This window comes from Ectopseudomonas composti (genome assembly GCF_001567565.1).
Classification (GTDB): Bacteria; Pseudomonadota; Gammaproteobacteria; order Pseudomonadales; family Pseudomonadaceae; genus Aquipseudomonas; species Aquipseudomonas composti_A.
Genome location: NZ_LSSW01000017.1, coordinates 73,299 through 98,548, shown reverse-complemented (window position 1 = coordinate 98,548; position 25,250 = coordinate 73,299). Strand labels below are relative to the sequence as shown.

At 63.2% G+C, this 25,250-nt stretch carries 30 protein-coding genes; 14 read left to right on the top strand and 16 right to left on the bottom strand.

Going from position 1 to position 25,250, the window contains the following annotated elements:
* Positions 1–66: 66 nt before the first annotated feature.
* From PCLY_RS04570 to PCLY_RS04560, 3 genes are read right to left on the bottom strand one after another with little or no spacing between them, the layout of a single operon-like run.
* Complete coding sequence (locus PCLY_RS04570) at positions 67–366, bottom strand: hypothetical protein (protein WP_061238109.1); 300 nt, start codon at positions 364–366, stop codon at positions 67–69.
* On the bottom strand, positions 363–722 hold the full coding sequence (locus PCLY_RS04565) for a phage holin family protein (RefSeq protein ID WP_061238108.1): 360 nt from the start codon (positions 720–722) through the stop codon (positions 363–365). The genes PCLY_RS04570 and PCLY_RS04565 overlap by 4 nt, the downstream gene beginning before the upstream one ends.
* Before the next feature lie 8 nt (positions 723–730).
* Entirely contained in the window at positions 731–1,048 is a 318-nt protein-coding gene (locus PCLY_RS04560) for an ElaB/YgaM/YqjD family protein (RefSeq protein WP_061238107.1), read from the bottom strand.
* 373 nt (positions 1,049–1,421) lie between these two features.
* On the opposite strand from PCLY_RS04560, the gene PCLY_RS04555 reads away from it, so the two are divergent.
* Positions 1,422–2,630, top strand: a complete 1,209-nt coding sequence (locus tag PCLY_RS04555) for an ammonium transporter (protein ID WP_061238106.1) — start codon at positions 1,422–1,424, stop codon at positions 2,628–2,630.
* 83 nt (positions 2,631–2,713) lie between these two features.
* Here the strand turns inward: PCLY_RS04555 and PCLY_RS04550 are convergent, their stop codons facing one another.
* The 3 genes from PCLY_RS04550 to purM are packed head-to-tail and all read right to left on the bottom strand — an operon-like array spanning position 2,714 to position 5,141.
* Positions 2,714–3,430 (bottom strand): DUF3108 domain-containing protein, encoded by a 717-nt coding sequence (locus PCLY_RS04550; protein ID WP_061238105.1) that lies wholly within the window; start codon positions 3,428–3,430, stop codon positions 2,714–2,716.
* Between the two features lie 8 nt (positions 3,431–3,438).
* Positions 3,439–4,083: a phosphoribosylglycinamide formyltransferase gene (gene purN, locus PCLY_RS04545; RefSeq protein ID WP_061238104.1), complete on the bottom strand. Its 645-nt coding sequence runs from the start codon at positions 4,081–4,083 to the stop codon at positions 3,439–3,441.
* Complete coding sequence (gene purM, locus PCLY_RS04540; RefSeq protein ID WP_061238103.1) at positions 4,083–5,141, bottom strand: phosphoribosylformylglycinamidine cyclo-ligase; 1,059 nt, start codon at positions 5,139–5,141, stop codon at positions 4,083–4,085. The genes purN and purM overlap by 1 nt, the downstream gene beginning before the upstream one ends.
* Positions 5,142–5,600: 459 nt before the next feature.
* Here purM and PCLY_RS04535 point away from each other — a divergent pair, with 459 nt between their 5' ends.
* From PCLY_RS04535 to hda, 3 genes are all read left to right on the top strand, one after another.
* Entirely contained in the window at positions 5,601–6,641 is a 1,041-nt protein-coding gene (locus PCLY_RS04535) for a DUF2066 domain-containing protein (RefSeq protein ID WP_061238102.1), read from the top strand.
* A 73-nt stretch (positions 6,642–6,714) separates the two neighbouring features.
* Positions 6,715–7,797 (top strand): AI-2E family transporter, encoded by a 1,083-nt coding sequence (locus tag PCLY_RS04530; RefSeq protein WP_061238101.1) that lies wholly within the window; start codon positions 6,715–6,717, stop codon positions 7,795–7,797.
* Entirely contained in the window at positions 7,794–8,498 is a 705-nt protein-coding gene (gene hda, locus PCLY_RS04525) for a DnaA regulatory inactivator Hda (protein WP_061238100.1), read from the top strand. Before PCLY_RS04530 ends, hda begins: the two co-directional genes overlap by 4 nt.
* A 31-nt stretch (positions 8,499–8,529) precedes the next feature.
* Here the strand turns inward: hda and PCLY_RS04520 are convergent, their stop codons facing one another.
* From PCLY_RS04520 to arsC, 4 genes are read right to left on the bottom strand one after another with little or no spacing between them, the layout of a single operon-like run.
* Complete coding sequence (locus PCLY_RS04520) at positions 8,530–9,222, bottom strand: alpha/beta fold hydrolase (protein ID WP_061238099.1); 693 nt, start codon at positions 9,220–9,222, stop codon at positions 8,530–8,532.
* Positions 9,222–9,632, bottom strand: coding sequence for a DUF2069 domain-containing protein (locus PCLY_RS04515; RefSeq protein WP_061238098.1), 411 nt, complete (start codon positions 9,630–9,632; stop codon positions 9,222–9,224). Before PCLY_RS04515 ends, PCLY_RS04520 begins: the two co-directional genes overlap by 1 nt.
* A gap of 2 nt (positions 9,633–9,634) precedes the next feature.
* A complete protein-coding gene (gene wrbA / locus PCLY_RS04510) occupies positions 9,635–10,231 on the bottom strand; it encodes an NAD(P)H:quinone oxidoreductase (protein ID WP_061238097.1) in 597 nt (198 codons plus the stop codon).
* Positions 10,228–10,581, bottom strand: coding sequence for an arsenate reductase (glutaredoxin) (arsC, locus tag PCLY_RS04505; RefSeq protein ID WP_061238096.1), 354 nt, complete (start codon positions 10,579–10,581; stop codon positions 10,228–10,230). The genes wrbA and arsC overlap by 4 nt, the downstream gene beginning before the upstream one ends.
* Positions 10,582–10,718: 137 nt before the next feature.
* On the opposite strand from arsC, the gene PCLY_RS04500 reads away from it, so the two are divergent.
* Entirely contained in the window at positions 10,719–11,936 is a 1,218-nt protein-coding gene (locus tag PCLY_RS04500; RefSeq protein ID WP_061238095.1) for a virulence factor BrkB family protein, read from the top strand.
* A 208-nt stretch (positions 11,937–12,144) separates the two neighbouring features.
* The gene (locus PCLY_RS04495; RefSeq protein ID WP_061238094.1) at positions 12,145–12,345 is read left to right on the top strand and encodes a hypothetical protein; all 201 of its coding nucleotides are present in this window, start codon (positions 12,145–12,147) and stop codon (positions 12,343–12,345) included.
* Positions 12,346–12,392: 47 nt separating this feature from the next.
* On the opposite strand, the gene PCLY_RS04490 is transcribed toward PCLY_RS04495, so the two are convergent.
* Together PCLY_RS04490 and PCLY_RS04485 are read right to left on the bottom strand one after the other, a co-directional pair.
* Positions 12,393–12,785 (bottom strand): hypothetical protein, encoded by a 393-nt coding sequence (locus tag PCLY_RS04490; protein WP_061238093.1) that lies wholly within the window; start codon positions 12,783–12,785, stop codon positions 12,393–12,395.
* Between the two features lie 113 nt (positions 12,786–12,898).
* Positions 12,899–14,305, bottom strand: a complete 1,407-nt coding sequence (locus tag PCLY_RS04485) for a PilZ domain-containing protein (RefSeq protein WP_061238092.1) — start codon at positions 14,303–14,305, stop codon at positions 12,899–12,901.
* Positions 14,306–14,335: 30 nt separating this feature from the next.
* Here PCLY_RS04485 and PCLY_RS04480 point away from each other — a divergent pair, with 30 nt between their 5' ends.
* The 5 genes from PCLY_RS04480 (at position 14,336) to PCLY_RS04460 (ending at position 18,925) form a co-directional block, all read left to right on the top strand.
* Complete coding sequence (locus tag PCLY_RS04480) at positions 14,336–14,812, top strand: TlpA disulfide reductase family protein (RefSeq protein ID WP_061238091.1); 477 nt, start codon at positions 14,336–14,338, stop codon at positions 14,810–14,812.
* 100 nt (positions 14,813–14,912) lie between these two features.
* Positions 14,913–16,085 carry an MFS transporter gene (locus PCLY_RS04475; RefSeq protein ID WP_061238090.1) on the top strand — a complete coding sequence of 391 codons (1,173 nt, stop codon included), beginning with the start codon at positions 14,913–14,915 and terminating at the stop codon, positions 16,083–16,085.
* Between the two features lie 112 nt (positions 16,086–16,197).
* A complete protein-coding gene (locus tag PCLY_RS04470; RefSeq protein WP_061238089.1) occupies positions 16,198–16,803 on the top strand; it encodes an outer membrane beta-barrel protein in 606 nt (201 codons plus the stop codon).
* A 65-nt stretch (positions 16,804–16,868) separates the two neighbouring features.
* Positions 16,869–17,546: a response regulator transcription factor gene (locus PCLY_RS04465; protein ID WP_061238088.1), complete on the top strand. Its 678-nt coding sequence runs from the start codon at positions 16,869–16,871 to the stop codon at positions 17,544–17,546.
* Positions 17,543–18,925 carry an ATP-binding protein gene (locus PCLY_RS04460; protein ID WP_061238087.1) on the top strand — a complete coding sequence of 461 codons (1,383 nt, stop codon included), beginning with the start codon at positions 17,543–17,545 and terminating at the stop codon, positions 18,923–18,925. The genes PCLY_RS04465 and PCLY_RS04460 overlap by 4 nt, the downstream gene beginning before the upstream one ends.
* An 18-nt stretch (positions 18,926–18,943) precedes the next feature.
* On the opposite strand, the gene PCLY_RS04455 is transcribed toward PCLY_RS04460, so the two are convergent.
* Positions 18,944–19,942: an AraC family transcriptional regulator gene (locus PCLY_RS04455; protein ID WP_061238086.1), complete on the bottom strand. Its 999-nt coding sequence runs from the start codon at positions 19,940–19,942 to the stop codon at positions 18,944–18,946.
* Between the two features lie 163 nt (positions 19,943–20,105).
* Here PCLY_RS04455 and PCLY_RS04450 point away from each other — a divergent pair, with 163 nt between their 5' ends.
* From PCLY_RS04450 to PCLY_RS04440, 3 genes are all read left to right on the top strand, one after another.
* Positions 20,106–21,245 carry an acyl-CoA dehydrogenase family protein gene (locus PCLY_RS04450; protein WP_061238085.1) on the top strand — a complete coding sequence of 380 codons (1,140 nt, stop codon included), beginning with the start codon at positions 20,106–20,108 and terminating at the stop codon, positions 21,243–21,245.
* A gap of 233 nt (positions 21,246–21,478) precedes the next feature.
* Positions 21,479–22,660 (top strand): CaiB/BaiF CoA transferase family protein, encoded by a 1,182-nt coding sequence (locus tag PCLY_RS04445; RefSeq protein ID WP_061238084.1) that lies wholly within the window; start codon positions 21,479–21,481, stop codon positions 22,658–22,660.
* Positions 22,661–22,841: 181 nt separating this feature from the next.
* On the top strand, positions 22,842–23,123 hold the full coding sequence (locus tag PCLY_RS04440) for a lysozyme inhibitor LprI family protein (protein WP_231740105.1): 282 nt from the start codon (positions 22,842–22,844) through the stop codon (positions 23,121–23,123).
* 30 nt (positions 23,124–23,153) lie between these two features.
* On the opposite strand, the gene PCLY_RS04435 is transcribed toward PCLY_RS04440, so the two are convergent.
* The 3 genes from PCLY_RS04435 to PCLY_RS04425 all read right to left on the bottom strand — a co-directional run bounded on the left by PCLY_RS04435 (position 23,154) and on the right by PCLY_RS04425 (position 25,175).
* Positions 23,154–23,648 carry a SprT family zinc-dependent metalloprotease gene (locus tag PCLY_RS04435; protein WP_061238082.1) on the bottom strand — a complete coding sequence of 165 codons (495 nt, stop codon included), beginning with the start codon at positions 23,646–23,648 and terminating at the stop codon, positions 23,154–23,156.
* A gap of 166 nt (positions 23,649–23,814) precedes the next feature.
* On the bottom strand, positions 23,815–24,414 hold the full coding sequence (locus PCLY_RS04430; protein ID WP_061238081.1) for a Yip1 family protein: 600 nt from the start codon (positions 24,412–24,414) through the stop codon (positions 23,815–23,817).
* A 167-nt stretch (positions 24,415–24,581) separates the two neighbouring features.
* Positions 24,582–25,175 (bottom strand): DNA-J related domain-containing protein, encoded by a 594-nt coding sequence (locus PCLY_RS04425; RefSeq protein ID WP_061238080.1) that lies wholly within the window; start codon positions 25,173–25,175, stop codon positions 24,582–24,584.
* Positions 25,176–25,250 lie beyond the last annotated feature (75 nt).

The window sequence follows — 25,250 nt, the reverse complement described above, 5'->3', positions numbered from 1 at the left end:
TAATGGCGGCCGGGTTGCTCAACCTAGCAAGATCGCGGCCAGTCCAGGTTCAGGCCAATGACTGTTTCAGTCGACGCCGTTTTGCCGGCGCCGGAGCAGCGGCGCAATGATCAATGCCAGGCGCAGCCAGCGTCGCCAGCCGCGCTTACCGCCGAGCAGGCCGGCCAGCGCCAGTGCGCCGCCAGTGAGCAAAAATGGTGCATTGCCTTGGCGCAGGCGTTGCCCGTACTCCCGTACCTGCTTCAACGGTTGGCTGATCTGCAGCATTTCATGACGCAGTTCCTGGCGGTGCATTTCCAGGCGCATGCGCAGGACGGCTTTACGCAACTGGCGGCGCGAAGCGCCCGGGGGCAGGGTCGAGGTCATGGCAGCAGTTGCTCGCGGTCACGTTGCAGTTCTTCCAGGCTGGCGCTGAATGGCGTTTCAGCGTTGCGCAGGCTGATCAGCAGCCATGTGCCGCAGCCGAGCAGACCGCAACCGTAGAACAGGCACAGGCCGGTGGCTACCGCCAGGCGATGGCTGTCCCAATAGATGATCAGCAGCAGGGCGGATAGGCCGATCAGCAGCAGCAGGGCGAAGGCCAGGCACAGGCCGCCGAGAAGCAGCGCTCGCAGTGCCTGGTTACGTTGCTCTTCGAGTTCGTGGGCCAGCAGCGCCACATGGCCCTGGAGCAGCCCCAGAAGGGCCGCTCCCAAGCGCCGTGGCGACGGTCCGTTGGGCATGGGCGCTGTCAACGGCGGCTAATCAGCAGGCCCAGTACCAGGCCGATAGCGGCCGACAGGCCGAGCGCCTGCCACGGATGTTTGTGTACGTAGTCCTCGGTGGCGTCGACGGCGACCTTGCCTTGTTCGCGCAAGCCGGACTCGGCTTTGTGCAAGGTGTCGCGGGCGCGGCCAAGGCTGTCGCGAATGTCATCGCGCAGGGCTTCGGCCTGTTCGCCGGCGAGGCTGGCGGAATGTTGCAGGAGCTTCTCGGTGTCGCTGACCAGAGCCTGGAATTCATCCAGCAGGGCGTCCTTGGTGCTTGGCGTAGCGGCTTTGCGTGGCATGGTGAGCAGTCCTCTGCGTTGGGTGTGTACTGTATTACGAGTGTTCTGTAGCGCGAGGGTTCCGCAAGCATAGTCGGGAAGTGACCGGTTTGGCGTTTGGTATAGCGATTGCATTTTGCTGGTGCGCGAAGGTCGGGTAATGCCCCTTGATGGGGCTTTATCGGCAAGGCTCAGGATGGTCGATTTCGCGCATAACCATTTGATTAACAAGAAATAAGCATCGATCAGTCAGATTTCGGTGGCGCCATTTCAGGGCCACTGGACGGCACTTTTCGAGGGCGCGCTTCATTGTGTGGCTGCATTGTGGTGCGCATTTTCGGCTTTGTGCCTTTGTTTGGTGCCTTTTCTTCTGCCTCCGGAGTTTTCTTTCTCGATGGAAAACATCAACAGTGCCGTGGCCACACTGATCCACGGCTCCAATACCCTGTTCATCCTGCTGGGTGCCATCATGGTTCTGGCCATGCATGCCGGCTTTGCCTTCCTCGAAGTGGGCACGGTGCGGCAGAAGAACCAGGTCAACGCGTTATCGAAAATTCTCTCGGATTTCGCTATCTCCGCCCTGGCGTACTTCTTCATCGGCTACTGGATCGCCTACGGCATCAATTTCCTCGAACCCGCTGCGGTGCTGACGCAGAACCATGGCTATGGCCTGGTGAAGTTCTTTTTCCTGCTCACCTTCGCCGCTGCGATTCCAGCTATCATCTCCGGCGGTATTGCCGAGCGCGCCAAGTTCGGCCCGCAGTTGTGCGCCACGGTGTTGATCGTGGCATTCGTGTATCCCTTCTTCGAAGGCATGATCTGGAATGGCAACTATGGCCTCCAGGCCTGGCTCGAGGCGCGTTACGGTGCAGGCTTCCATGATTTCGCCGGTTCCGTGGTGGTGCATGCCATGGGTGGCTGGCTGGCATTCGGCGCGGTGGTATTGCTGGGGCGGCGCAATGGCCGCTATCGCGATGGCAAGCTGGTGGCCATGGCGCCGTCGAACATTCCGTTCCTGGCGCTGGGTTCCTGGATCCTGATCATCGGCTGGTTCGGCTTCAACGTGATGAGCGCGCAGACGCTCGAAGGCGTCAGTGGCCTGGTGGCGGTCAACTCGCTGATGGCCATGGTCGGCGGTACGGTCGCCGCGCTGCTGGTGGGGCGCAATGACCCGGGCTTCCTGCACAACGGCCCGTTGGCCGGTCTGGTCGCGGTCTGCGCTGGCTCGGACCTAATGCATCCGATCGGTGCCCTGGTGACGGGGGCGATTGCCGGTGCCTTGTTCGTCTGGGCGTTCACCGCCACGCAGGTGAAGTGGAAGATCGACGACGTCCTCGGTGTCTGGCCGCTGCACGGCCTGTGCGGCGTCTGGGGGGGCATTGCCTGCGGCATCTTCGGGCTGGAAGCGTTCGGTGGCCTGGGCGGGGTGAGTCTCACCAGTCAGGTGATCGGCACTGCACTGGGCGTGGCGGTTGCGCTGGTCGGCGGCTTTGCGGTGTACGGCCTGCTCAAGGCGTCGCTGGGCATTCGCCTGAGCCAGGAAGACGAATACAACGGCGCCGATCTGTCGATTCACAAGATCGGTGCGGTCAGCCAGGATTGAGGCGCTTGGCGGGCGCTGGCTGACAGCGCCCGAGCGGGCAATAAAAAACCGGGCATTCGCCCGGTTTTTTATTCGATTGCGGATCAGTCGCGGCGGCCTTCGACCGGTTTGCCGTCGACCGTGCCTTCCTTGAGCATGATCTGGTATTCCTTGCCGTCGGTTTCCACCTGATGCAAGCGCACTAGCAGGTGGCCCCAGTCCTTGGCGAACCACAGCACGGTCTTGCGGGTGCTTTGCGTGGGGTCACGCACGCGCTCGACCTTGATCGCATCGATCAGGCCGGCCTTGGTGCGCACCACTTCCTCACCCAGCACGCGGAAGTCGTAGGTTTCGATTTCGTCACCGTCGACCACCTGGTAGCTCACGCTCTTCTTGCCGGCCGCAACGTCCTGTTGCAGGGCGATCTGGTAGGTCGACTTGTCCAGCAGGCCGCGATTGAGCGGGAAGCGCACGGCGTCACCACGGTCGCTGCCGATCACCTGTTTCTGTTCCCAGTCGAAGTCCTGTTCGACTTTCTTGCCTTTGCCCAGGCCGCTGCGGTTGAGGCGGTAGGTGAGCGGCATCAGGGTTCCGTTATCGACGCGGAAGGTACTCTCTTCGGTGAGGCCGGCGACCAGCATCGAGGCTTCGAAGTTGAGGGTCCAGCGACCGTCGTCCTCGTGTTTGAGGCTGCGCTCGGCGCTGCCGCTGACGGGCAACTGCTTCCAGTCCGCGGTGTAGCTGGCGGAGAAAGGCAGCAGGTTCTCGGCAAGGGCTGGCAGGCTGAACAGTGTCAGGGCGAACAGTAGGGCACGACGCATAGACTCTCCTAGGTTCGAATCAGGTGGCCGCTGGCGGGCAGCGGCTGGCCATCCAGCATTGCGCCTTGAGCGCCAAGACGCAAGCGGCCCTCGGCAAACCAGCGTACCGCCAGAGGATAGATCTGGTGTTCCTGCTGGTGTACACGGCGAGCAAGGCTTTCGGCCGTGTCGTCTGCCTTAATCGGCAACACAGCTTGTACGACCAGAGGGCCACCATCGAGTTCCTCGGTCACGAAGTGCACGCTGCAGCCGTGCTCGGTGTCGCCTGCTTCCAGGGCTCGCTGATGGGTATGCAGCCCCTTGTGCCTGGGCAGCAGCGAGGGGTGAATATTCAGCAGGCGGCCAGCGTAGTGCTGAACGAAACCCGGTGTGAGGATGCGCATGAAGCCAGCCAGCACCACCAGGTCGGGTTGGTGGGCGTCGATGGTCTGGATCAGGGCCGCGTCGAAGGCTTCGCGACCGTCGAACTGCTTGTGGTCGAGCAGGCCGGTGGCGATGCCGGCCTGTTGCGCTCGCTCCAGGCCATAGGCATCGGCGCGGTTGCAGATAACCGCGGCGATGCGGGCCGGATTGCCGTCGTGGGCGACGCTGTCGATCAGCGCTTGCAGATTGCTGCCTGATCCGGAGATCAGGACGACGACATTGCAGGGCATCAGTGAGCTTTCAGGTTGTTCAGCTGAACCTGGGCTGCACCTTCTGCCGCTGCGGTGATCTGGCCGATGACCCAGGGTTGCTCGCCGCTGGCGCGCAGGCTGGCGAGGGCCACTTCGACCTGCTCCTGGGCGACGCAGATGACCATGCCGACGCCGCAGTTCAGCACGCGGTGCATTTCATGCTCGTCGACATTGCCTTGCTCCTGCAGCCAGTCGAACACGGCCGGGCGATCCCAGCTGGCCACGTCGATAACGGCCTGGGCGCCTTGCGGCAATACGCGCGGAATGTTGTCCAGCAGACCGCCGCCGGTGATGTGAGCCATGGCCTTGACCGCACCGGTGTCCTTGATCAGCTTGAGCAGCGGCTTGACGTAGATGCGGGTCGGCGCCATCAGCAGATCGGCCAGGGCCTTGCCGTTCAGTTGCACCTGCTCGATGTCGGCGCCGGAGACTTCGATGATCTTGCGGATCAGCGAGTAGCCGTTGGAGTGCGGGCCGGAGGACGGCAGGGCGATCAGGGCGTCGCCAGTGACGACTTTGGAGCCGTCGATGATCTCGCTCTTTTCCACCACGCCGACGCAGAAACCGGCCAGATCGTAGTCTTCGCCTTCGTACATGCCCGGCATTTCGGCGGTTTCACCCCCGACCAGAGAGCAGCCGGCCAGTTCGCAACCGGCGCCGATGCCGGTGACCACGGTGGCGGCGACGTCGACGTTGAGCTTGCCGGTGGCGTAGTAGTCGAGGAAGAACAGCGGCTCGGCGCCGCAGACCACCAGGTCGTTGACGCACATGGCGACCAGGTCCTGGCCGATGCTGTCATGCTTGTTCAGGTTCAGCGCCAGGCGCAGCTTGGTGCCGACGCCGTCGGTGCCGGATACCAGCACGGGCTGCTTGTAGCCGGCCGGGATCTCGCACAGGGCGCCGAAGCCGCCCAGGCCACCCATGACTTCCGGACGGGCAGTGCGCTTGGCCACGCCTTTGATGCGTTCGACCAGGGCTTCACCGGCATCGATGTCGACGCCTGCGTCCTTGTAGCTGATGGAGGGTTGCTTGCTCATAGATCCGGGCCTTTGGATGGGGAGTTCGTGTAGGCGCCGACGTGGCGCAGGCTCATCCAAGGAGCCCGGCGCGCGTACCGGCTGGCGAAGGCGCGCGATTTTATCAGGCTTGCCCGGTAGCGGCCACTCGCGTGCATGCGCTTCGTCGCAGGCGTGGGCTCTGGTTGCCGGGGCGCAGGCGGCTGTTTAAGGTATAGGCCTTTGCGCACGCCGTCAGGCATTTGAAAAACCAGCCGCGTTGCCATTGCTGCGTTGAAAACAGGTTCGCAATCCTTGTTTGCAACCCGTCAGGTCGAGTCCGACCCGATCGTTGCTCGCCTGTTTGATGCGTTGGCGCTCCCCCATCGGGCCAGTCCTAGGCTGTGAACCCCGTTGGCCGTGGCGCCTTGCACTGGCTGCCTCGCCCAGGGTTTTCAGAGGTCGGCAAGCGCGCCGCCATCCTTCGCGAGAGCCCGCCCCATGCGTCTGTCTGTCCGCCTGCTGTTCTTCTGTCTGTCGCTCCTGAGCCTGTCGGCATTGGCCGCGCCGGTTACCGATCTGTATCAGGTGCGCGAGCCTGTGGCCGATCAGCAGCCGGAAAGTCGCGACGCCGCCATGCAGAAGGCCCTGCAGACGCTGGTGCTGCGTCTGACCGGTGATGCCAAGGCGGTGCAGAACGCCGGGCTGGAAGCGCTACGCAAGGATCCGCAGCAGATCGTCAGCCAGTACGGTTACGAAGGCGATGCACTGCTGGTCGAGTTCGATCCGGGCAGCACCGAGCGCCAGCTGCGCCAGGCTGGCCTGGCCCTGTGGGGCGCCAATCGTCCGGCCATCCTGACCTGGTGGCTCAACGATTCGCCCGAAGGCAGCCAACTGGTTGGCGAAAGCCAGAGTGCGTCGGCGCTGCTGCGCGCCGCCGCTCAACATCGTGGTCTGCCACTGCGTTTGCCGCTGGCGGACCTGAGCGAGCAGGCGCTGGGCACTGCCGATGCGCTGCTGGCCAACGACCCGCAGGCCCTGCGCGAGGCTTCCGAACGCTACGCGGCCGATGCCTTGCTGGCCGTGCAGGCGACCGACAGCGGCGGCAGCTGGCAAGCGACCTGGCGTCTGTGGCTGGGGGACGAGCGCGAGCAGGGCAAGGCGGAGGCCGCCGACCAGGCTGCACTGGCCGATGCCGTGATGCTGGCGGTGGCCGAGCGCCTGGCGCCGCGTTTTCTGGTCAAGCCGGGGGCCGCGCAAAGCCTGACGCTGGTGGTCGAAGGCGCTGATCTGGCGCGTTTCGCCGCGCTGGAGCGTCTGCTCGAACCCTTCGCCGCACGTTTGCAGGAAGTCGATGGCCAGCGTCTGGTCTATCAGGTCAGTGCCAGCCCGGAGCAACTGCGCGCGCAGCTGGCATTGGGGCAGCTGCAGGAAGTCAGTGAGCCGCTCGAGGCGACCGAGCCTGCAACCAACCCGGAGGCCGGCGCAACCGAGGCGCCGCAGGTGAAACCGAGCACCGATCAGCTGCGTTTTCGCTGGTAAGCTCTGCAGCGGCTGAATCAAGGCCCAGTTACGCGGCGCCTTCAAGGCGCCGTTTCGCATCGAGGACGCGAGCATGACCGATTCCACCCGTTGGCTATGGATGGCTGGGCTGTTTCTGCTCGGCTGGTTGCTGTACCTGCTGCACCCGATTCTTTCCCCATTTCTGATCGGCATCCTGCTGGCCTACATGGGCGACCCGCTGGTCGACCGGCTGGAGCGCCACCGGCTGTCACGCACCGGTGGAGTGATCGTGGTGTTCACGCTGTTCGCGCTGGTACTCCTCATCCTGCTGCTGGTGCTGGTGCCCATGCTGGGGCGGCAACTGGTACGTCTTTATCAGCTGGCGCCGGAAATGCTCGATTGGCTGCAGGGCACGGCCTTGCCCTGGTCACAGTCGCACCTCGGTTTGCAGAATGACCTGCTGCAGGTCGATCAGCTCAAACAGGTGTTCACCGACAACATCGGTAAGACCACCGATGTGCTCAAGGCGGTGCTGGCCCAGGCGACATCCTCCGGGCTGGCACTGCTGGGCTGGCTGGGCAACCTGCTGCTGATTCCGGTGGTGAGTTTCTACCTGATGCGTGACTGGGATGTGCTGGTCGAACGTGTGCGTAGGCTGCTGCCACGTCAGCGCGAAGGCCTGGTGGTCAAGCTGACTGGCGAATGCCACGAGGTGCTCGGCGCCTTCTTGCGCGGACAGCTGTTGGTGATGCTGGCGTTGAGCGTCATCTATGCCAGCGGGCTGATGCTGGTTGGGCTGGAACTGGGGCTGTTGATCGGTGTGTTGGCGGGCCTGGCGAGCATCGTGCCTTATATGGGCTTTATCGTCGGTATCGGTGCGGCGTTGACCGCTGCGCTGTTCCAGTTCGGCCTCGAGCCGTATCCGCTGATCGGTATCGGCGTGGTGTTCATGATCGGACAGTTGCTCGAAGGCATGGTCCTGACGCCCATGCTGGTGGGGGATCGCATTGGCCTGCATCCGGTCGCGGTGATCTTCGCAATCCTCGCTGGCGGCCAGCTGTTTGGCTTTACCGGCGTGCTGCTGGCCCTGCCAGTTGCCGCTGTGATCATGGTTTTGCTGCGCCATGCCCATGATTTGTATAAACTTTCCGGCCTTTACGGAGAGACCAGCGGTTCCGACGAGCCCCCTGCATGAAACCAATCCAGCTGCCTCTGGGGGTGCGTCTGCGTGATGACGCCACCTTCGCCAACTACTATCCCGGCGCCAATGCCGCGGCCTTGGGCTATGTCGAGCGTCTGTGCGAGGCGGATGCCGGCTGGACGGAAAGCCTGATCTACCTGTGGGGCGCCGAAGGCGTCGGCCGCAGCCACTTGCTGCAGGCCGCCTGTCTGCGTTTCGAGCAGCGTGGCGAAGCCGTGGTGTATTTGCCACTCGGCGAGGTGGTGCAACATGGCCCTGAGTTGCTCGACAACCTTGAGCTGTGTGAGCTGGTCTGCCTCGATGACCTCGATGCGATAGCCGGACGCAGCGACTGGGAAGAGGGGTTGTTCCATCTGTTCAACCGCTTGCGTGACAGCGGCAGACGTCTGTTACTGGCCGGCACCATGTCGCCGCGCGAGCTGCCGATTCAACTGCCTGACCTGAAGTCACGACTGACCCTGGCGCTGGTCTTTCAGCTGCATGAGCTGTCCGACGAAGACAAGCTGCGTGCGCTGCAGTTGCGTGCCTCGCGCCGTGGCCTGCAGATGAGCGACGAGGTCGGCCGATTCATCCTCACCCGTGGCGAGCGCAGCATGAGCGCGCTGTTCGAGTTGCTGGAACGCCTCGACCAGGCCTCGTTGCAGGCCCAGCGCAAGCTGACCATTCCTTTTCTCAAGGAAACCCTGGGCTGGTAGACGCAAGAGGGGCGAGGTAGCGAAGTGATCCTCACCCTTGTCGCGTTTCATCCGGCGCCTGTTCCGCCATGAAGGTGCGAATCGCTGCCGCGCAGGCTTGTGCTTGCGTCTGCAGGATGAAGTGCGGGCCTTTCAGGCGCACCTGACGCAAGTCGTCGCAGTGCTCGGCCAGGCGCTTGGCGCTATGGGGCGTGACCAGTCGATCCTGCTGTGGCCACAGATGCAGGGCCGGTAGGGCGAGGCGCTGTTGCGGGGCGTGCAGTGTTGCCAGGCTGGCGAGGCGAGCACGTAGCAGCGACCGATCCAGACGACGGATTTCCCCTTGTACAAGCCTGAGCGTTTCGTCGTTGGCCCCGTCGCCGAGGCACAGGGTGCGGAGCATCCAGGGGCGCGTCGCCAGAGCCAGGGGGATGGGCAAGTGCCTGAGCAATGCCAGAGGTGCGAAAGGGTTGCTCAGAAATGAGGCCGCGAAGATAACGCCGCGCAAACCTTCGGGGTTTCGTAACGCCAGGCGATAGGCCAGCGGGCCGGAAAAGGACTCGCCCAATAGCATGAAAGGCCTGTTGCCCAGGTCTTGGATCAGCATGTCGGCCAGGCTGTCGTAGTCCTGCGGCCCGTGATCAGGCAGGCTCAGGGCCTGGCAATCGATGTCCTGGAGTTCGTCGAGCAGTGGTGCGAAGAGGTGGCTGCTGCCGTTCAGACCGGGCAGCAGCACCAGGCGCATCAGGCTTCCCCAGCCAACTTGCGATCGTACTGGAAGCGCCAGCGGGTGTAGAGCAGGGCGCAGCAGAACAGGCCGAAGCTGATCACCGCCTCCAGTGCGCCGAACAATGCACGCGCCGGGTCGATGGCGGCGAGTACGCCCTGGATGAAGTAAAGGTTGACCACGAAGCATACCCAGGCATGAGCGCGGGCGTTGCCCATCAGTATCCCGGGGGCGAGCAGCGCAAGTGGCAGCAACTGGATCGCCAGCACCACGCCAATCCGCGCGCCATGCAGGTCGGCGAAGGCCAGGTTCCACACCAGCAGCAGGGTCAGCAGGGCGATGAAGCTGAACAGGCTCAGCGCTCGGCTGAGTTTTACCCGCGGCTGCAGCCATTCGAGACTGGGCAAGGGTTTCTTCGCTCGGGCCACGTTCAGCGCTCCAGTTTGCTGGCGGTTTGCGCCAGGCGTTGACCCAATGCACGGCACAGGGCGATTTCATGTTCGTCCAGCGCACGTTTGCCGTCGCCGCCGGCATGATGGCTGGGGCCGTAAGGCGTACCACCACCACGGGTTTCGAGCAGAGCCGCTTCGCTGTAGGGCAGGCCGCAGACCAGCATGCCGTGGTGCAGCAGCGGTAGCATCATCGACAGCAGGGTGGTTTCCTGGCCGCCATGCAGGCTAGCAGTGGAGGTGAAGACACCGGCTGGCTTGCCGACCAGCTCGCCGGTCAGCCACAGGTTGCTGGTGCCGTCGATGAAGTACTTCAGCGGCGCAGCCATGTTGCCGAAACGGGTCGGGCTGCCCAGCGCCAGGCCCGCGCAGTTCTTCAGATCGTCCAGGGTGGCGTACATGGCACCTTCTTCCGGCACGCTCGGCGCTACGGCTTCGCATTCGCTGGAGACTGCCGGTACGGTGCGCAGGCGAGCTTCCAGGCCGGCCATTTCGACACCACGGGCGATCTGTCTGGCCATCTGCGCAGTGGCGCCATGGCGGCTGTAGTAGAGCACCAGGATGTAGGGCGCACTCATGCCAGCAGCTCCAGCACGTTCTCCGGTGGGCGACCGATGACCGCCTTGTCGCCAGCGATCAGGATCGGGCGCTCGATCAACTTGGGATGCTTGACCATCGCCTCGATCAGCTGCGCTTCGCTCAAGCTGGCGTCGGCCAGGCCCAGTGCCTTGTATTCGTCTTCACCCGTACGCAGCAGGTCGCGCGCAGCGATGCCCAGCTTGCCGAGCAGGCTCTTGAGTTCAGCGGCGCTGGGGGGCGTTTCCAGATAGCGCACTACCTTCGGTTGCAGGCCGCGTGCTTCCAGCAGCTCCAGAGCACCGCGGGATTTCGAGCAACGCGGGTTGTGATAGAGGGTCAGGTCGGTCATGGGGACTCGCATCCGGCTTGAGGTGGCGGCTATTCTAACCGCCTGATAGGCAGATGCACGCATACCGCTAACGGGCTGTTGCTGCGACCTTTTCACGCGGTGCACTGTCTGAACGGTTTTGGGGCTAAGGAGAGGTCATGCGGGGGCGATTGAAGGACTGGCTGGGTTTCTGGGTGTGCCTGTATCAGCGTTTCATGGAGAACCGCGGTGCAGGTAACGCGGCAGCCTTGACCTATACCACTCTGTTCGCCGTGGTGCCGATGATGACCGTGACCTTCGCCATGCTGTCGGCGATTCCGGCGTTCCAGGGCGTGGGCGAGGAGATCCAGGGTTTCATCTTCCATAACTTCGTGCCCTCCACCGGTGAAACGGTGCAGGAGTACCTGCGTGAGTTCACCTCCCAGGCCCGGCAACTGACCTGGTTCGGCGTCGGGTTGCTGGCCGTCACCGCCTTTCTCATGCTGGTCACCATTGAGAAGACCTTCAACGTGATCTGGCGGGTGCGTCAGCCGCGCCGTGGTATGTCCAGCTTCCTGCTGTACTGGGCGATTCTCAGCCTTGGGCCGCTGCTGCTGGGGGCCGGTTTTGCGGTGAGCACCTATATCGCTTCGCTTTCGCTGATCTCCGGGCCGGATGCCGTGGTGGGCGCCAAGACCCTGCTTGCGTTCACGCCGTTGTTATCCAGTATCGCGGCGTTCACCTTGCTCTATGCGGCAGTTCCCAATACTCGGGTACCTTTGCGCCACGCTCTGCTCGGCGGCCTGTTCAGCGCCGTGCTGTTCGAGGTGGCCAAGGCGCTGTTCGGCCTCTACGTGCGCCTGTTTCCCGGTTATCACCTGATCTATGGTGCCTTCGCCACGGTCCCGCTGTTTCTGGTGTGGATCTATCTGTCCTGGCTGATCGTGCTGCTGGGCGCCGAGCTGGTATACGGCTTGTCGCAACCACGGCACTGGCGCCGCGAGCCGATCCCCAAAGGGCTGATTCTGCTGGTGGTGCTGCGGCTTATGCTCAAGCGTCAGCAGAAGGGCGAAGCCCTGCATTACGGCGATATGCAGCGTGCTGGTTGGCGCTTGCCTGAGGACGAGTGGGCTCAGGTGATGGATTTTCTCGAGCGCGAGCGTCTGGCGTGCAAGGCCAGTGGCGGCGGTTGGGTGTTGAGCCGTGATCTGCACGCTTTTTCCGTACATCAGCTGTTCGAGTGCAGTCCCTGGCCGTTGCCGAGCCTGTCACAGTTGCCTGCCAAGCTCGATGAGCCCTGGTACCCGGCGTTGCGCGAGGGATTGGAACATTTGCAGGCCGAGCGTGAGCAGCAGTTCGGCGCCAGCCTGGGCGAATGGTTGCCGGGCAAGGGTTGAGCGCAGTGGATTGAGGCCACCTGGCATTGGTCTGTCCGGTGTGACAAAAAACGTCAGTTTGCGGCGTCATCCCACCGCCTTGTGGCGTTGCGGCAAGACTGGGCGTCACTGATGGCGCTTTTAACGGACTGGCACGCTTTTGGCAGTTGCAGAATCAGTTGCTATCGAACTGCCAGCAGGGCAGGGATCGCTGAGGACTCAGGCAGTAATGACGGGCAAGAACAAGGTCATCCACCTTCACCGGCGCGATCCGCAGGAAGCGCTCACGCGGCTCAACCGAATCACCGGGCTGCGTTTCGCCCGCTGGCCGGAGTCGCTGCTCGAGCATGTCGCTGCAGATGATCTGCAGCACGATGCCGACGACTCAGCGGCGCAGCCTGCGCCCAGCTCAGGCATTTCCTCCGGCTAAAACGAAAACCCCGCGTCGATGCGCGGGGTCGTCGTTGCCGTTGAGGTTCAGGCCATGGCCTGCAGGCTCTCGTTGTTGGACAGTTCGACGGCCTGCACGAAGAATTCCTCGACGACCAGGCTCTGCGCCGGCACCGCCGAGCGCAGGCGTACCTGCATGTCTTCGATTTTATGCCGCACCGGCATGCGCGCGATGCCGGAGAGCAGGATCTTGCCGTGGGCATTGACCTTGCCGTGGTCGACACTGACTTCGCGGCGTTTGTCACCGTCGCGATAGCTGATCAGCAGCGATACCGGCAGGTTGGCCAGGCCGGGCAATTGCAGCCAGGTAGCGACGTTGTATTCGGCCACACGGCCCTCGTAGGGCGTTACCAGCAGGCGAGCGACGTCGACGATGCGCGAGGGCACGGAGCCAATCAGCTTGTCTTGCACATGGGACATGGTGGAGTTCCAGGCTGGTGAGACTTCAGTGCCAGGAATTATAAGCAGCCACCTGCTGGTGAAACTGTGCACTCGGCAGACAGAGCGCGTGATTGGGGTCGCAGTTTCGCATATCAGGCCAGGCGCAGAGGATGGCGGCTCACCGATGAGGTCTGCAGGTTGCTCTCGGGCAGCGGCAGGATCGCCTGGTTATTTACGCTGGCGAGCTGCAGCCAGAGATGTTCGCCGTAGGTGAACTGGCCATTGGGCAGCCATAGGCCGTGGTGCCAGCCATTACCCGGAGCGGGGGTGCTCTGCAGCACACCCGGGTGAGTCTGGGCATTGGGCGCACGGCGCAGCCACACCGGCCGTGGCAGGCCTTTGAGGTAGCGCAATCCCAGATGCAGGCCTTCGGTATTGAGGTGGCGCCAGCGCACCAGGGCGAGCGTCGGCGTGCCGTTGGTGAGCAGCAGGACCAGTTGCCCTACCTGCAGTTGCCCACCTTCGTCGGCGTTGCACAGCAGGCGCGCGCCGCCTGGGCTGGCATCGAGCAACTGCGCCTCGGTACGCTGCGGCAGCTTGTCCAGCAGTTGCGCATGGATGGCGGGCAGGCCAACCACCAGGCTGCATTGCCCGTCCAGCTCGGCGCGCTCATGGCGACGTTGCTGGCGTCCCAGCCAGTGCTGACGTACGCGTTCGAGCAACTGGCGTTCCTGGGCACTTTGCAGGGGGGCCGGTTCGTGCAGGGCGATCAGCAACGCACCCAGTTCGAAGCGACGCAGATTGGCCGCTTCGCCTTCCACCGGTTGCTCGAAGCCCAGGCAGGCCTGCGATTCGCTGAGGTCGACTATCGGGCCTTCGCTTTCGTCCTCCTCGTCCCAGGCTTGCAGCCTGGCCAGCCCAGCCAGTGGAGCCAGTGCACCGAACAGCGTCAGGCATTCGCCTTCGTCAAGGTGGAAGGGATTGCTCAATGCCAGCAGCAACATCTGCTGGTACAGCCCGCGCAGGTCGCTGGCCGGCTTCGGCTCGAAGGCGGCAGCCACTGGCTCGTCCAGGCACTGCTGGTGCTCGCCGATCCAGTACAGCAAGTGGCTGTCGCGCCACAGTGCCGCCGGTGGCTCCTGATATAGCTGGTAGTGGCGCAGCAACTGCTGGGCGAGGAAATGCTGGGCCATGTACAGGCACCAGGCCAGATGCGGCAGCGACGGCTGGCGACCTTGCAGGATTTGCAGCAGCAGGCGCTTGAAACCAGTCGCCAGCTCGCCGCACAGGCGCACGAACAGCGCGCTCGGCGAGTGCTGGTGAATGGCAAGGCTGGCGTAATGACGATATTCGTCACTGAAATTTTGCAGCGCACGCTGCCTTTCCAGTAAGGTCAGGCCGCTGCGATTGAGCGAAAACAACAGGCCGAGCACTTGTTGCAGGCCATGTTCGGGCTCCAGGTGGCGAGCTGCCGCGAGTCGCTGGGCGACCTCCGCTGGCGATACGCTGTTGTCCTCGCGGATGTCCGGTACTTCCAGGCGCAGGGCATCCAGCGTCATATCAACCCCGAGTGGACGAGGATCGAGTACATGGGCTTAGGGCTCCGGAATGTCGGCAAGGCTGTTTTGGGTATCTGCGCCGGTCTGCTGCTGACGGCTTGTGCCGAAGATTTCGGCCCTGATCAGCATGGACGAAAGGTAACGGCTGACAGCCTGGATGGCCAGTGGCTGGTCATTAATTATTGGGCCGAGTGGTGCGCGCCGTGCCGCACGGAAATTCCTGAGCTCAACGCGCTCGAGGAAAAACTGAAAAACCAGTCGGCGCGTGTGATCGGCGTCAACTTCGATGCCTTGCAGGGCGAGGACCTCAAGCGGGCGGCGGACAGCTTCGACATCCGTTTCACCGTGCTGGCGCAAGACCCGGCGGCGCGCTTCGAGCTGCCGCACAACGATGTGTTGCCGGTGACTTACATCGTCGATGCTGACGGCAAACTGCGCGAACGCCTGGTGGGCGAGCAGACCTCCGCAGGGCTGCAGGAGCACCTCAAGCGCTTGCGCGGCCAGTAGAGAGACGACGAAAACCACTGCGGTGGGCGGTCGCATCAATAGGTAGCATGCTAAGCTTTTGCTCCGGCCGAACCTGCGCCGTGCTTCATGAGTCTGCCTGATGTCCGCTACCCATCTCACCCGCGGCAGCGCCGGTTACCGGCGCGCCACCCTGGCGCTGTTCTGCGCCGGCTTCGCCACTTTCGCCATGCTCTACTGCGTGCAGCCGCTGCTCCCGCTATTGGCGGCGCATTTTCAGGTTTCTGCGGCCAGCAGCAGTCTGGCGCTGTCGCTGACCACCTTGAGCCTGGCGCTGTGCCTGCTGGTATCCGGCGCGCTGGCCGAGAGCTGGGGGCGCAAGCCGGTGATGGCTGCGGCGCTGGGGCTGGCGGCGATACTGGGGATCGCCTGCGCACTGGTGGAGGAGTGGGGCAGCCTGCTGTTTCTACGGGCGCTGTTGGGTTTGGCTCTGAGCGGTTTGCCTGCGTTGGCCATGGCCTACGTTGGCGAGGAGTTCGATCCCGAAGCGCTGCCGGCCGCCATGGGCCTCTACATCGGTGGTACGGCGCTGGGTGGGTTGCTCGGGCGTTTGCTGGCGGGCCTGCTCAGTGACCTGGGCGGTTGGCCCTGGGCCCTTGGCGGCATTGCCGGGCTCGGTCTGCTGGCGCTGGGGCTGTTCCTCTGGCTGTTGCCGCCGTCGCGGCATTTCACCGCGCAGGCGCTTTCCGTGCCTGGCTTGCTGCGCAACTTCGCCCAGCACCTGAGCAACCCGCGACTGCGCGTGCCGTTCGCCCTGGCGTTCCTGCTCATGGGCGGCTTCGTTGCCATGTTCAATTACGTCGGCTTTCGCCTGGCGAGTGCGCCATTCAATCTGTCGGCGACGGTAATCGGCCTGCTGTTCACCGTCTACCTGCTGGGTATCTTCAGCGCTGGTTGGGCTGGGCGTCTGGTCCCGCGTTTCGGCGCACGTCAGGTCCTGCACGGCGGTATCGGGCTGATGCTGCTGGGGGTGGCGCTGTGTGCGATGCCCTGGTTGAGTTCGGCGGTAATCGGTCTGGCACTGTTCACCCTGGGGTTCTTCGCCGCCCATGCGGTTGCCAGCGGGCAGGTCGGTATCCATGCGCAAGGGGCCAAGGCGCAGGCCTCGGCACTGTACCTGTGTGCCTATTACCTCGGCTCCAGCCTGGTGGGCTACGTGGGAGGGTATGTCTGGGAGCACGCCGGCTGGCTGGCGCTGCTGGCCGTTCTGGCTTCGTTGTTCGTTGTCGCAGGGGCTCTGGTACGGCGTATTTAGGCTGTTCGCCAGCCGTTCAGTGCAGGTTCAAGGAGGATTCAGCGGGTATTCAGTAGTCTTCCCGCAGACTCGTTGCCGAGTTGATCAAAACTGCAACGAGAGGAAGGATTCAATGAAAATCACCCTGAACCGTATTGCATTGGCAAGCTGCCTGGCTCTGGGCACAAGCGCTGCCCAGGCCAACGACAATTTCCTTGGGCTGACCTGGGGGCAGACTGACAACAACATTCAGAAGTCCAACGCGCTGAATGCCAATCTCGGCAATCCCAAGTTGGACAAGGTGATCAACGGCGAGGGTACCTGGGGCCTCCGTGCCGGCCAGAAAAGCGCCGATGGTCGCTATTACGCGACTTATGAGAATGTCTCGGACAGTCACAATGGCTACAAGCTGCGTCAGCAGAACCTTCTCGGCAGCTACGACATGTTCGTACCGCTGGGGGACAACAACACCAAGCTGTTCGGTGGTGTAACCGCCGGTCTGGTCAAGCTCGAGCAGGAAAGCCGCGGCTTTTCCCGCGACAGCGACATCGGATTTGCCGCGGGTCTGCAGGCCGGTATCCTGCAGGAACTGAACAGCAATACATCGATCGAAGCCGGCTATCGTTACCTGCGTACCAACGCCAGCACAGAAATGGCACCGCAGGGTGCAGGCAAGGCCGGGTCGCTGGATCTGCACAGCAGTTCGCAGCTCTACCTTGGCGCCAACTTTGCCTTCTAACGAGGGCTTCGCGTTACCGGGCCGGGCATCAGTCCGGCCTTCGTACTATTGAAAGGGGGAGTCTCATGAAATTGCTGGTGGTGGAGGATGAGGCGCTGCTGCGTCACCATCTGTTCACTCGCCTCAGCGAAAACGGGCACGTGGTGGATGCCGTACGCACCGCCGAAGAAGCCCTGTATCGCGCTGAGTCCTTCAATCATGATCTGGCCCTGGTCGACCTTGGTCTGCCTGGCATGAGCGGTATCGACCTGATCCGTCAGCTGCGCAGCCAGGACAAGAACTTTCCGATTCTTATCCTCACCGCGCGCGGTAACTGGCAGGACAAGGTCGAAGGCCTCTCCTGTGGTGCCGACGATTACGTGGTCAAGCCGTTCCAGTTCGAAGAGCTGGAAGCGCGCCTGAACGCGTTGCTGCGCCGTTCCTCCGGGTTCACCAAGTCGACCATCGAGGCCGGTTCGCTGGTGCTGGATCTCAACCGCAAGCAGGCCACGGTAGACGAGCAATCGTTGCAGCTGACCGCCTATGAATACCGCATCCTCGAGTACCTCATGCTGCATCACCAGCAGGTGGTGGCCAAGGAGCGCCTGATGGAGCAGCTCTACCCAGGCGATGACGAGCGCGACCCCAACGTCATCGAGGTACTGGTCGGTCGTCTGCGCCGCAAGCTCGAAGGGGTGATCGGCGGCAAGCCGATTGAAACCGTGCGCGGCCAGGGCTACATGTTCAACGAGCGCTGCAAGTGAGCCGAGCGCGCGTGGTTCTGCGCAAACTGCGTATGCGTTTTCGCTCGTTGCGCCTGCGCCTGATGCTGGCCAGCGCAGCGCTGGCGATGCTGTTCATGCTGTTGCTGATGCCGGTGTTGCAGGGTGTGTTTCTCATGGCCCTGGAGCAGACCGTGGAGAAGCGTCTGGCCTCCGATGCGGCCGCGTTGATTTCTGCTGCGCGCATCCATGACGGCCAGCTGCATATGCCGGACAAGATGCCGGACGAGGAATTCGACAACCTCGATTCACACCTGCTGGGTTTCATCTTCGACCGTGACGGGCAGATGATCTGGCGTTCGCGCTCGTCCACCGACGAGCTGGTGCGCTACCTGCCGCGCTACGATGGTCGTGGCCACGAGTTCATCCGCATTCGCGATGACGGCGGCCAGGAATACTTCGTGTATGACATCGAGGTGGATCTGCTGCGGGGTGATGAAACCGCCCTGAGCATCGTCACCATGCAGCCCACGCGCGAGTACCAGGGGCTGTTCAACGGCTTTGCCTGGCAGCTGCGCTTGTGGCTGGGTATCGCCTTGCTGGTTTTGCTGGGCCTGCTCTGGTTTGGCCTGACCTGGGGCTTTCGCAGCCTGCGCGGTCTTAGCGACGAACTCGACGGTGTGGAGGCAGGCACTCGGCAGCGCCTGAGTGACGAGCATCCACGCGAACTGCTGCGCCTGACCAACTCCCTCAACCGCTTGCTCGACAGCGAGCGGCGTCAGCGCGAGCGCTATCGCGATTCGCTGGAAGATCTCGCCCATAGCCTGAAAACGCCACTCAGCGTGCTGCAGGGCATCGGTGAAACCCTCGCCGTGCACCCGGAGAATCGCGAGCAGGCGCAGCTGATGCAGGCGCAGATCGAGCGCATGAGTCAGCAGGTTGGCTACCAACTGCAGCGCGCCAGCCTGCGTCGCAGCGGCCTGGTGCGTCATCGTGAGCAGGTCTGGCCGCTGCTCGAAGGCTTGTGCCGTTCGCTGGACAAGGTCTATCGCGACAAGCGCGTGGAAGCGACGCTGGAAGTGCCCGAGCACAGCCAGATCACCATGGAGCGTGGCGCGTTGATGGAGCTGCTCGGCAACCTGCTGGAGAACGCCTACCGCCTTTGCCTGCGTCATGTGCGCGTCAGGCTGCAGCCTCAGGTCGGCGGTTGCCTGATCACCATCGAAGACGACGGTCCTGGCGTGCCACCGCATCAGCGTGCGCGGGTGCTGCAGCGCGGCGAGCGTCTGGACGTGCAGAATCCGGGGCAGGGCATCGGCCTGGCGGTGGTCGAAGATATCGTCGAAAGCTACGACGGCGAGCTGAGCCTGGAAGACTCCGAGTTGGGCGGCGCCTGCTTCAGGGTGCGTTTGTACGACTGAGCCGCAACGGCACTAACTTCATCCTTCCTGAGCTCGATAGGCCCCCGGCGTCAGCCCTGTCCATTTCTTGAAGGCGCGGTGAAAGGCCGAGGGTTCGGAGAAGCCGAGCTGCTCGGCGATATCCTGAATCGCCAGCTCGTCGCGGCCCAGGTGGTAGATGGCGAGGTCGCGGCGCAGGTGGTCCTTGAGTTCCTGAAAACTGGTGCCTTCTTCACGCAGGTGGCGACGCAGCGTCTGTGGGCTGGTGTGCAGTTGCTGGGCCGTGTGTTCCAGGTCGGGCCAGGTGCGGCAGTCGCGACCGAGCAGGCGACGAATCTGGCTGATCAAACTGGCGCCGCCGTCGGGCCGCGCCAGCAGGTCGGCAGGGGAGTGCTGGAGGAACTGCTTGAGGGTGCGTTCGTCCTGCAGTAACGGCATCGTCAGGTAGCGCGCGTGAAACAGCAGGCTGGTCTGCCCGGCAGCAAAACGGCGGCTGCAGGGGAACAGCAGTTCGTACTCGGCGGCGTGCTCGGGTTCGGGGTAGGCGAAGCTCGCTTCTTCCAGGCGGATACGCTGGCCGATCAGCCAGCTGCCGAGGCGATGCCAGATCACCAGCAGGCTCTCCAGCAGAAAATGGTCCGGGTCCCACAGCGTGCTGTCGTCCACGCTCAGTCGTGCCCAGTCGCCTTCGCGTTGCAGGCGGATTCTCGGTGCATCGGCGAACAGTCCGTAGAACATCGCGCCGCGGCTCAGGGCTTTTTCCAGGTTGTGGCAGTGGATGATGGCGTGGCCCATCATGGCGAAGGTGCCGGGTCTGCTCGGCTGACGGCCGAAACCCAGGTATTCGTCGTCCAGTGCTTCCCACAACAGCTGCATCAGTCGGGCGAACTGCTCGGGGGCGATGCGTGCGCGCGGCTCGACCAGCACGGCGGGCTGAATGCCAGCCTGACGCAGAATCGCCTCGCAGGCCAGGCCGCGGCGATTGGCACCGCGCAAGGCGGCGCGGACGAAGTGGCTGGCGATGGTGCGTTCGCGCATGCTGGGCTTCCGCTGTCGATGGAGGTCGATGGTAGGCAGTTGCTCTCGGCCACGGCAAGCCAGCCGAGCGATTGGGTCAAGCGAGGCTGAGCGTATGGGTCATTGAGGGAGATAGGCGTGGCACTTAACCTCAGCTGCATAACAACAGCGGAGGACCCGCCTCATGCAACGCAACCATTTCGACACCGAGCACAACCTGTTCCGCGATGCCTTCGCGACGTTCTTGCAGAAGGAAGTGGTGCCCCATCAGCAGGCCTGGGAAGAGGCCGGCATGGTGGATCGCAGCGTGTGGCGCAAGGCAGGCGAGATGGGGTTTCTGTTGCCTTGGGCGGATGAGGAATATGGCGGCGCGGGGCTCAAGGATTTTCGCTACGAGCAGATCATGTGCGAGGAGTTGGCGCACATCAATGAGCCCGGTTTCATGATTCCGTTGCACTCGGCGCTATGTGGGCCCTATATCGCCGAATACGGCAATGCCGAGCAGAAAGCGCGGTTCATGCCAGGCATCATCAGCGGTGAGACCATCCTCGCCGTGGCCATGACCGAGCCTGCGGCAGGCTCGGACCTGGCCGGCATGCGCACCACGGCAGTGGACAAGGGCGATCACTGGCTGCTCAACGGTTCCAAGGTATTCATCTCCAATGGCTATCTGGCCGATGTGGTGATCGTTGCGGCCAAGACCGATCCAGCCAACAAGCACGCCATGGGCCTGTTCCTGGTGGAGCGCGGTATGCCGGGTTTCGAGCGCGGCAAGAAGTTGAAGAAGCTTGGCATGCACAGCCAGGACACCGCCGAGCTGTTCTTCAACGAGGTCAGGGTGCCCAAGGAAAACCTGCTGGGCGACGCCAAGGGCGGCTTCTTCTACCTGATGAACATGCTCGCCCAGGAGCGTCTGACCAATGCCTGTGGTGCGGTGGCCGGCGCCGAGGCGGCGCTGCAGGCCACCATCGAGTACGTCAAGGAGCGCCAGGCCTTCGGCCGCTCGGTGGCGCACTTTCAGAACACCCGCTTCAAACTCGCGGAGATGCGTACGCAGATCGATGTGGCTCAGGTCTTCACCGACCGCTGCGTGATGGATCACAACCAGAAGAAGCTCACCCCGGAGGTGGCCGCCGAGGCCAAGCTGTTCACCACCGAACTGCTCGGCAAGGTGGTGGACGAGGGCGTGCAGCTACACGGCGGCTGGGGCTACATGTGGGAATACCCGATCTGCAAGATGTACGCGAATGCGCGGATTCAGCGGATCTTCGCCGGCACCTCGGAAATCATGAAGGAGATCATCAGTCGCGCAATGAAGTTGTAGGTTTGCGCACGGTTGCGCCATCGAGGTCTATCGTCATAACGCTTACACCCCGATGACCTGGAGAAATCCAATAACAAAGAAGATGCCTGGCCCAGGCCCTGCAACGGCCTCGCACGTGTTTCAACCAGCTGCCGGCGGTCAAGGGCGTCCTGCATGACTGCCGCTGGTGCCAGGTCGACGGTCTGGGGGCGGGCTGATCGGCGCTACGTCATTCTTTGCAATCTGGAGTCGCCATGTCCGGTCCTTTGTCATCGCTGAAGATTCTCGATTTTTCCACGCTGCTGCCAGGGCCGTTCGCGTCACTGCTGCTGGCGGATATGGGCGCCGAGGTACTGCGGGTGGAGTCGCCCACTCGCATGGACCTGGTGCGCGTGCTGCCACCGCACGACGGCGGCGTCTCCACCAGCCATGCCTATCTCAACCGCAACAAGCGCAGCATCGCCCTCGACCTCAAGCGGCCGGAAGCGGTGGAGGTGGTCAAGCAACTGGTCGGCGAGTACGACATCGTGCTCGAACAGTTTCGACCCGGTGTGATGGACAAGCTGGGAGTCGGCTATGAGGCGCTCAAGGCGATCAATCCACGGCTGATCTATGTCTCGATCACCGGCTACGGGCAGAGCGGACCTTATCGTGACCGTGCCGGACACGACATCAACTACCTGGCGCTGGCCGGCATCGCCAGCTACACCGGGCGTCGCGACAGTGGCCCGCTGCCCCTCGGCGTGCAGCTGGCCGACCTGGCGGGCGGCTCGCTGCATGGCGTGATCGGCTTGCTCGCCGCTGTGGTGCAGCGCCAGGTCAGCGGTTTGGGTCAGCAGGTCGATGTGAGCATGACCGATTGCGCCTTCAGCCTGCATGGTATGTCCGGGGCGGGCTATCTCGGTGCCGGAGTCGAGCCGCAGATGGAAAACCAGGCGCTCAATGGTGGCAGCTTCTACGATTACTACCGCACCCGTGACGGTCGCTGGTTTTCCGTGGGCAGCCTGGAGCCGCAGTTCATGCAGCAGTTCTGCGCCGCCCTTGGTCGCCCCGAGCTGACGGCGCGGGGGCTGTCGCAGATGCCCGAGGATCAGCAGGCGCTCAAGCGCGAACTCGAGATCGAGTTCGAGAAGCGCGATTTCGCCGAGTGGTGCGCGATCTTCGCTGAGCTGGATGCCTGCGTCGAACCCATGCTGGCGCTTTCCGAGGCGGTCGAACATCCGCAGGTCAAGGCCCGTGGGCTAGTCGTCGAAGTGCCGCGTGAGGGTTTGCCGGCGCAGTCGCAATTAGCCTGCCCGCTGAAGTTCTCCGCAGGCTTGCCGCCTCCACGGCATGTCGGCACGGCAGTCGGTGCGCACACCGCCGAAGTGCTGGCGGAGCTGGGTTATGACAGCGAGCGAATTGCGGCGCTACGCGAGGCCCGGGTGTTCGGTTGAACCCGCTATGGGGCCGGCTTAGGATGGGCGCCTTTTTCGCGGAGGAGCGTCATGCATGAAGGGAGTCGCAGGGAGGGTGCCAGGCATCGCGGGATGGATCTTGGCGGCGGGATTGGCCGTTGCCCTGATGCCAGTGCAGGCCGCTGAGGACCCAGACGATCCGTGCCAGCAGGGTAGCGCCATGGCGGCTTTCATGTGCCAGGGACCGGCCTGGAAGGCCGCCGAGCAAAGGCTGCAGGATACCTACGAGCGCGTGATGGCCTCGCTCAAGCAGTATGATCCGGCGCTCGCCAATGAACTACGGGACGCCCAGCGCCTGTGGATCAAGCTCCGTGAGCAGGATTGCAGCCTGTACGCTCGCAGCCGAGTGCAAGGATCGCCCTGGACCGGGTTCTGGGAGTCGGAGTGCCACGCGCAGCAGGCGCAGGCACGCACCCGCTGGTTGGAGTCTTTCGAACCCTAGACGCCGCTCTCGCTGCCTTCGCGCAGTGCATCACGCCTGACGCTGCTCCCCAGTGAAGGTCAGCGTCACCTTGCAGCGTCGGCAGTAATAGCGACGGCCCTTGGCGACCAAGGCGTGGCGCTGGGCGGAGAAGGGGAACTCTCCATCGGGGCAGCTGCAGCGGTAGATGAAGCGTTTGACCTCGCGTCGTTCGACTTCATAGCTGTGGCAGCGATGCGGGGGCAATTCGTAAACGCCGCGCATGATCAATTGCCACTCCTCGCCATGTGGCTGAATGCGCGGACCGAATAGCTGGTGGGCGATCATGTGGGCGACTTCGTGCGGCACTGTCTGGCGCAGGAAGTCCTCATGATTGGCTTGGTACAGCTGCAGATTGAAGCGCAGCTTGTTTTCCGTCAGGTGAGCGACACCCGCCTTCTGCCCACGCAGCTTGAAGCTGACCTCGGGGCGGGCAAAGCGTTGCTTGAAGAAGGCCTCGGCCTGTTGGTAGCAGGCTTCGACGCGGGCATCAATCTGTTCGGGCATGGCAGGTAGCGGCTGCGGTTCGACGGGGGATTATGCCGCAAGCACCAGGGATACGGCGAAGTTGCCCTGACCTGCGGGCCGCACCGTCTTCCCGGCCGACGAATGGTTGCCCACATGCAAAAGGGCCGACATCGCTGCCGGCCCTCCCTGTCGACGCGCGTCAGCGCTAGCTGGTGTAGACCGGACCGACCCCCATGCCCCAGAGGATCACCGAGCTGGCGATCATCGCCACCAGTACCACCAGACCGACTGCCAGCACCGAGCTGGAGAACATGAAGCCCTCGTCCTCGGGGATGTTCATGAAGGTCGGTATACCGACATAGAGCAGGTAGACGGTGTAGCAGATCGCCACCGTGCCGACGATCATTCCCAGCCACAGGTGTGGATATAGCGCTGCCAGGCCGCCGATGAACAGCGGGGTGGCGGTGTAGGCCGCGAATACCACGCACTGGGTCAGGTTGGGATTGGCATCGTAGGTACGCGCCATCCAGTGGATGAAAGCGCCCATCACGGCCACGCCAGCGAGCATCGCCAGGTAGGACATGATGGTCATCACCACCGCACTGCCTTCGGTGAGCATTACGGGTGCTCGGTCACCAATGGCCCAGCCAACCTGGGTGGTGCCGATGTAGGCTGAAATTGCGGGAATCGCTGCGAGAACCAGCACATGGGTCAGGTACATGTGACTGATGGATTCTTCCTCGCCACGGATTTCTTGCCATTCTTGGTCAGGATGGGTGAAGAGCCCCCAAACGTGGTGGATCATGCCAGACACCTCCTCATTCTTATGACGGTCGCCCCCCAGCGGACGCCCGGCGCGCGTGTACAGCGCTACCGGGTGTCAGGCCGAATCTATGCGACCTTATGTCGCAGTATAGGCAGGCCCTGGAGCAGGCGTGGTGTCTGGCTTTAGAGCAAATCGCTCTCTCGGGCCTAGCGGTAATAGCGCTCCAGAATTTCCATGGCCAGGTTGATCGACTGCAACCGCTCTGTGCTGCCGCCTCGGTCCGGATGGTGCTCGCTGACCATCTGTCGGTAGCGCTGCTTGATACGGGGCAGATCGATCACCCGTTCATCGCTCAGCTCGAACAGTTCGAGCGCCGCCTGCTTCTCTTCGCCGCCTTGCATGCGCGTCCAGAAGCTGGTCAGCAGGCGTTCGACGTCACGCTCGTCGGTGTCTTGCAGGTTGCGCATGTCCAGGTAGTAGTCGCGCAGTTCATCACGCACGCTGAGCGCCGCGCTGCCTGGCTGGTAAGGCAGCAGGCGGATGCTCAGCGGGCTGATCTGCAGCAGGTGCGTGCGTTGTTGCCAGAGTTGGTCGCGCAGGCGATACAGGGCGTTGAACAGCAGGAAATGCGTGCGAAACAGCACCAGCTTGTCGGCCAGCGGCAAATTGGGGATGTGGCCGCTGTGGCGCTCCTTCAGCTGCTGGATCAGCGCGTATTCGGCAAGCCCCTCGGGAGCGGCTTGCAGCAATTGCAGCACCTGCTCGGCGAGGTCATGAGTGGGGTTTAGGTCGTCATTCATCGGCCGAGCCTAGCATTTCGTTGCAGGTGGGGTAGGGGCGAGACGCCATTGTGCGTAAAATGTCGCGCTTTCGTT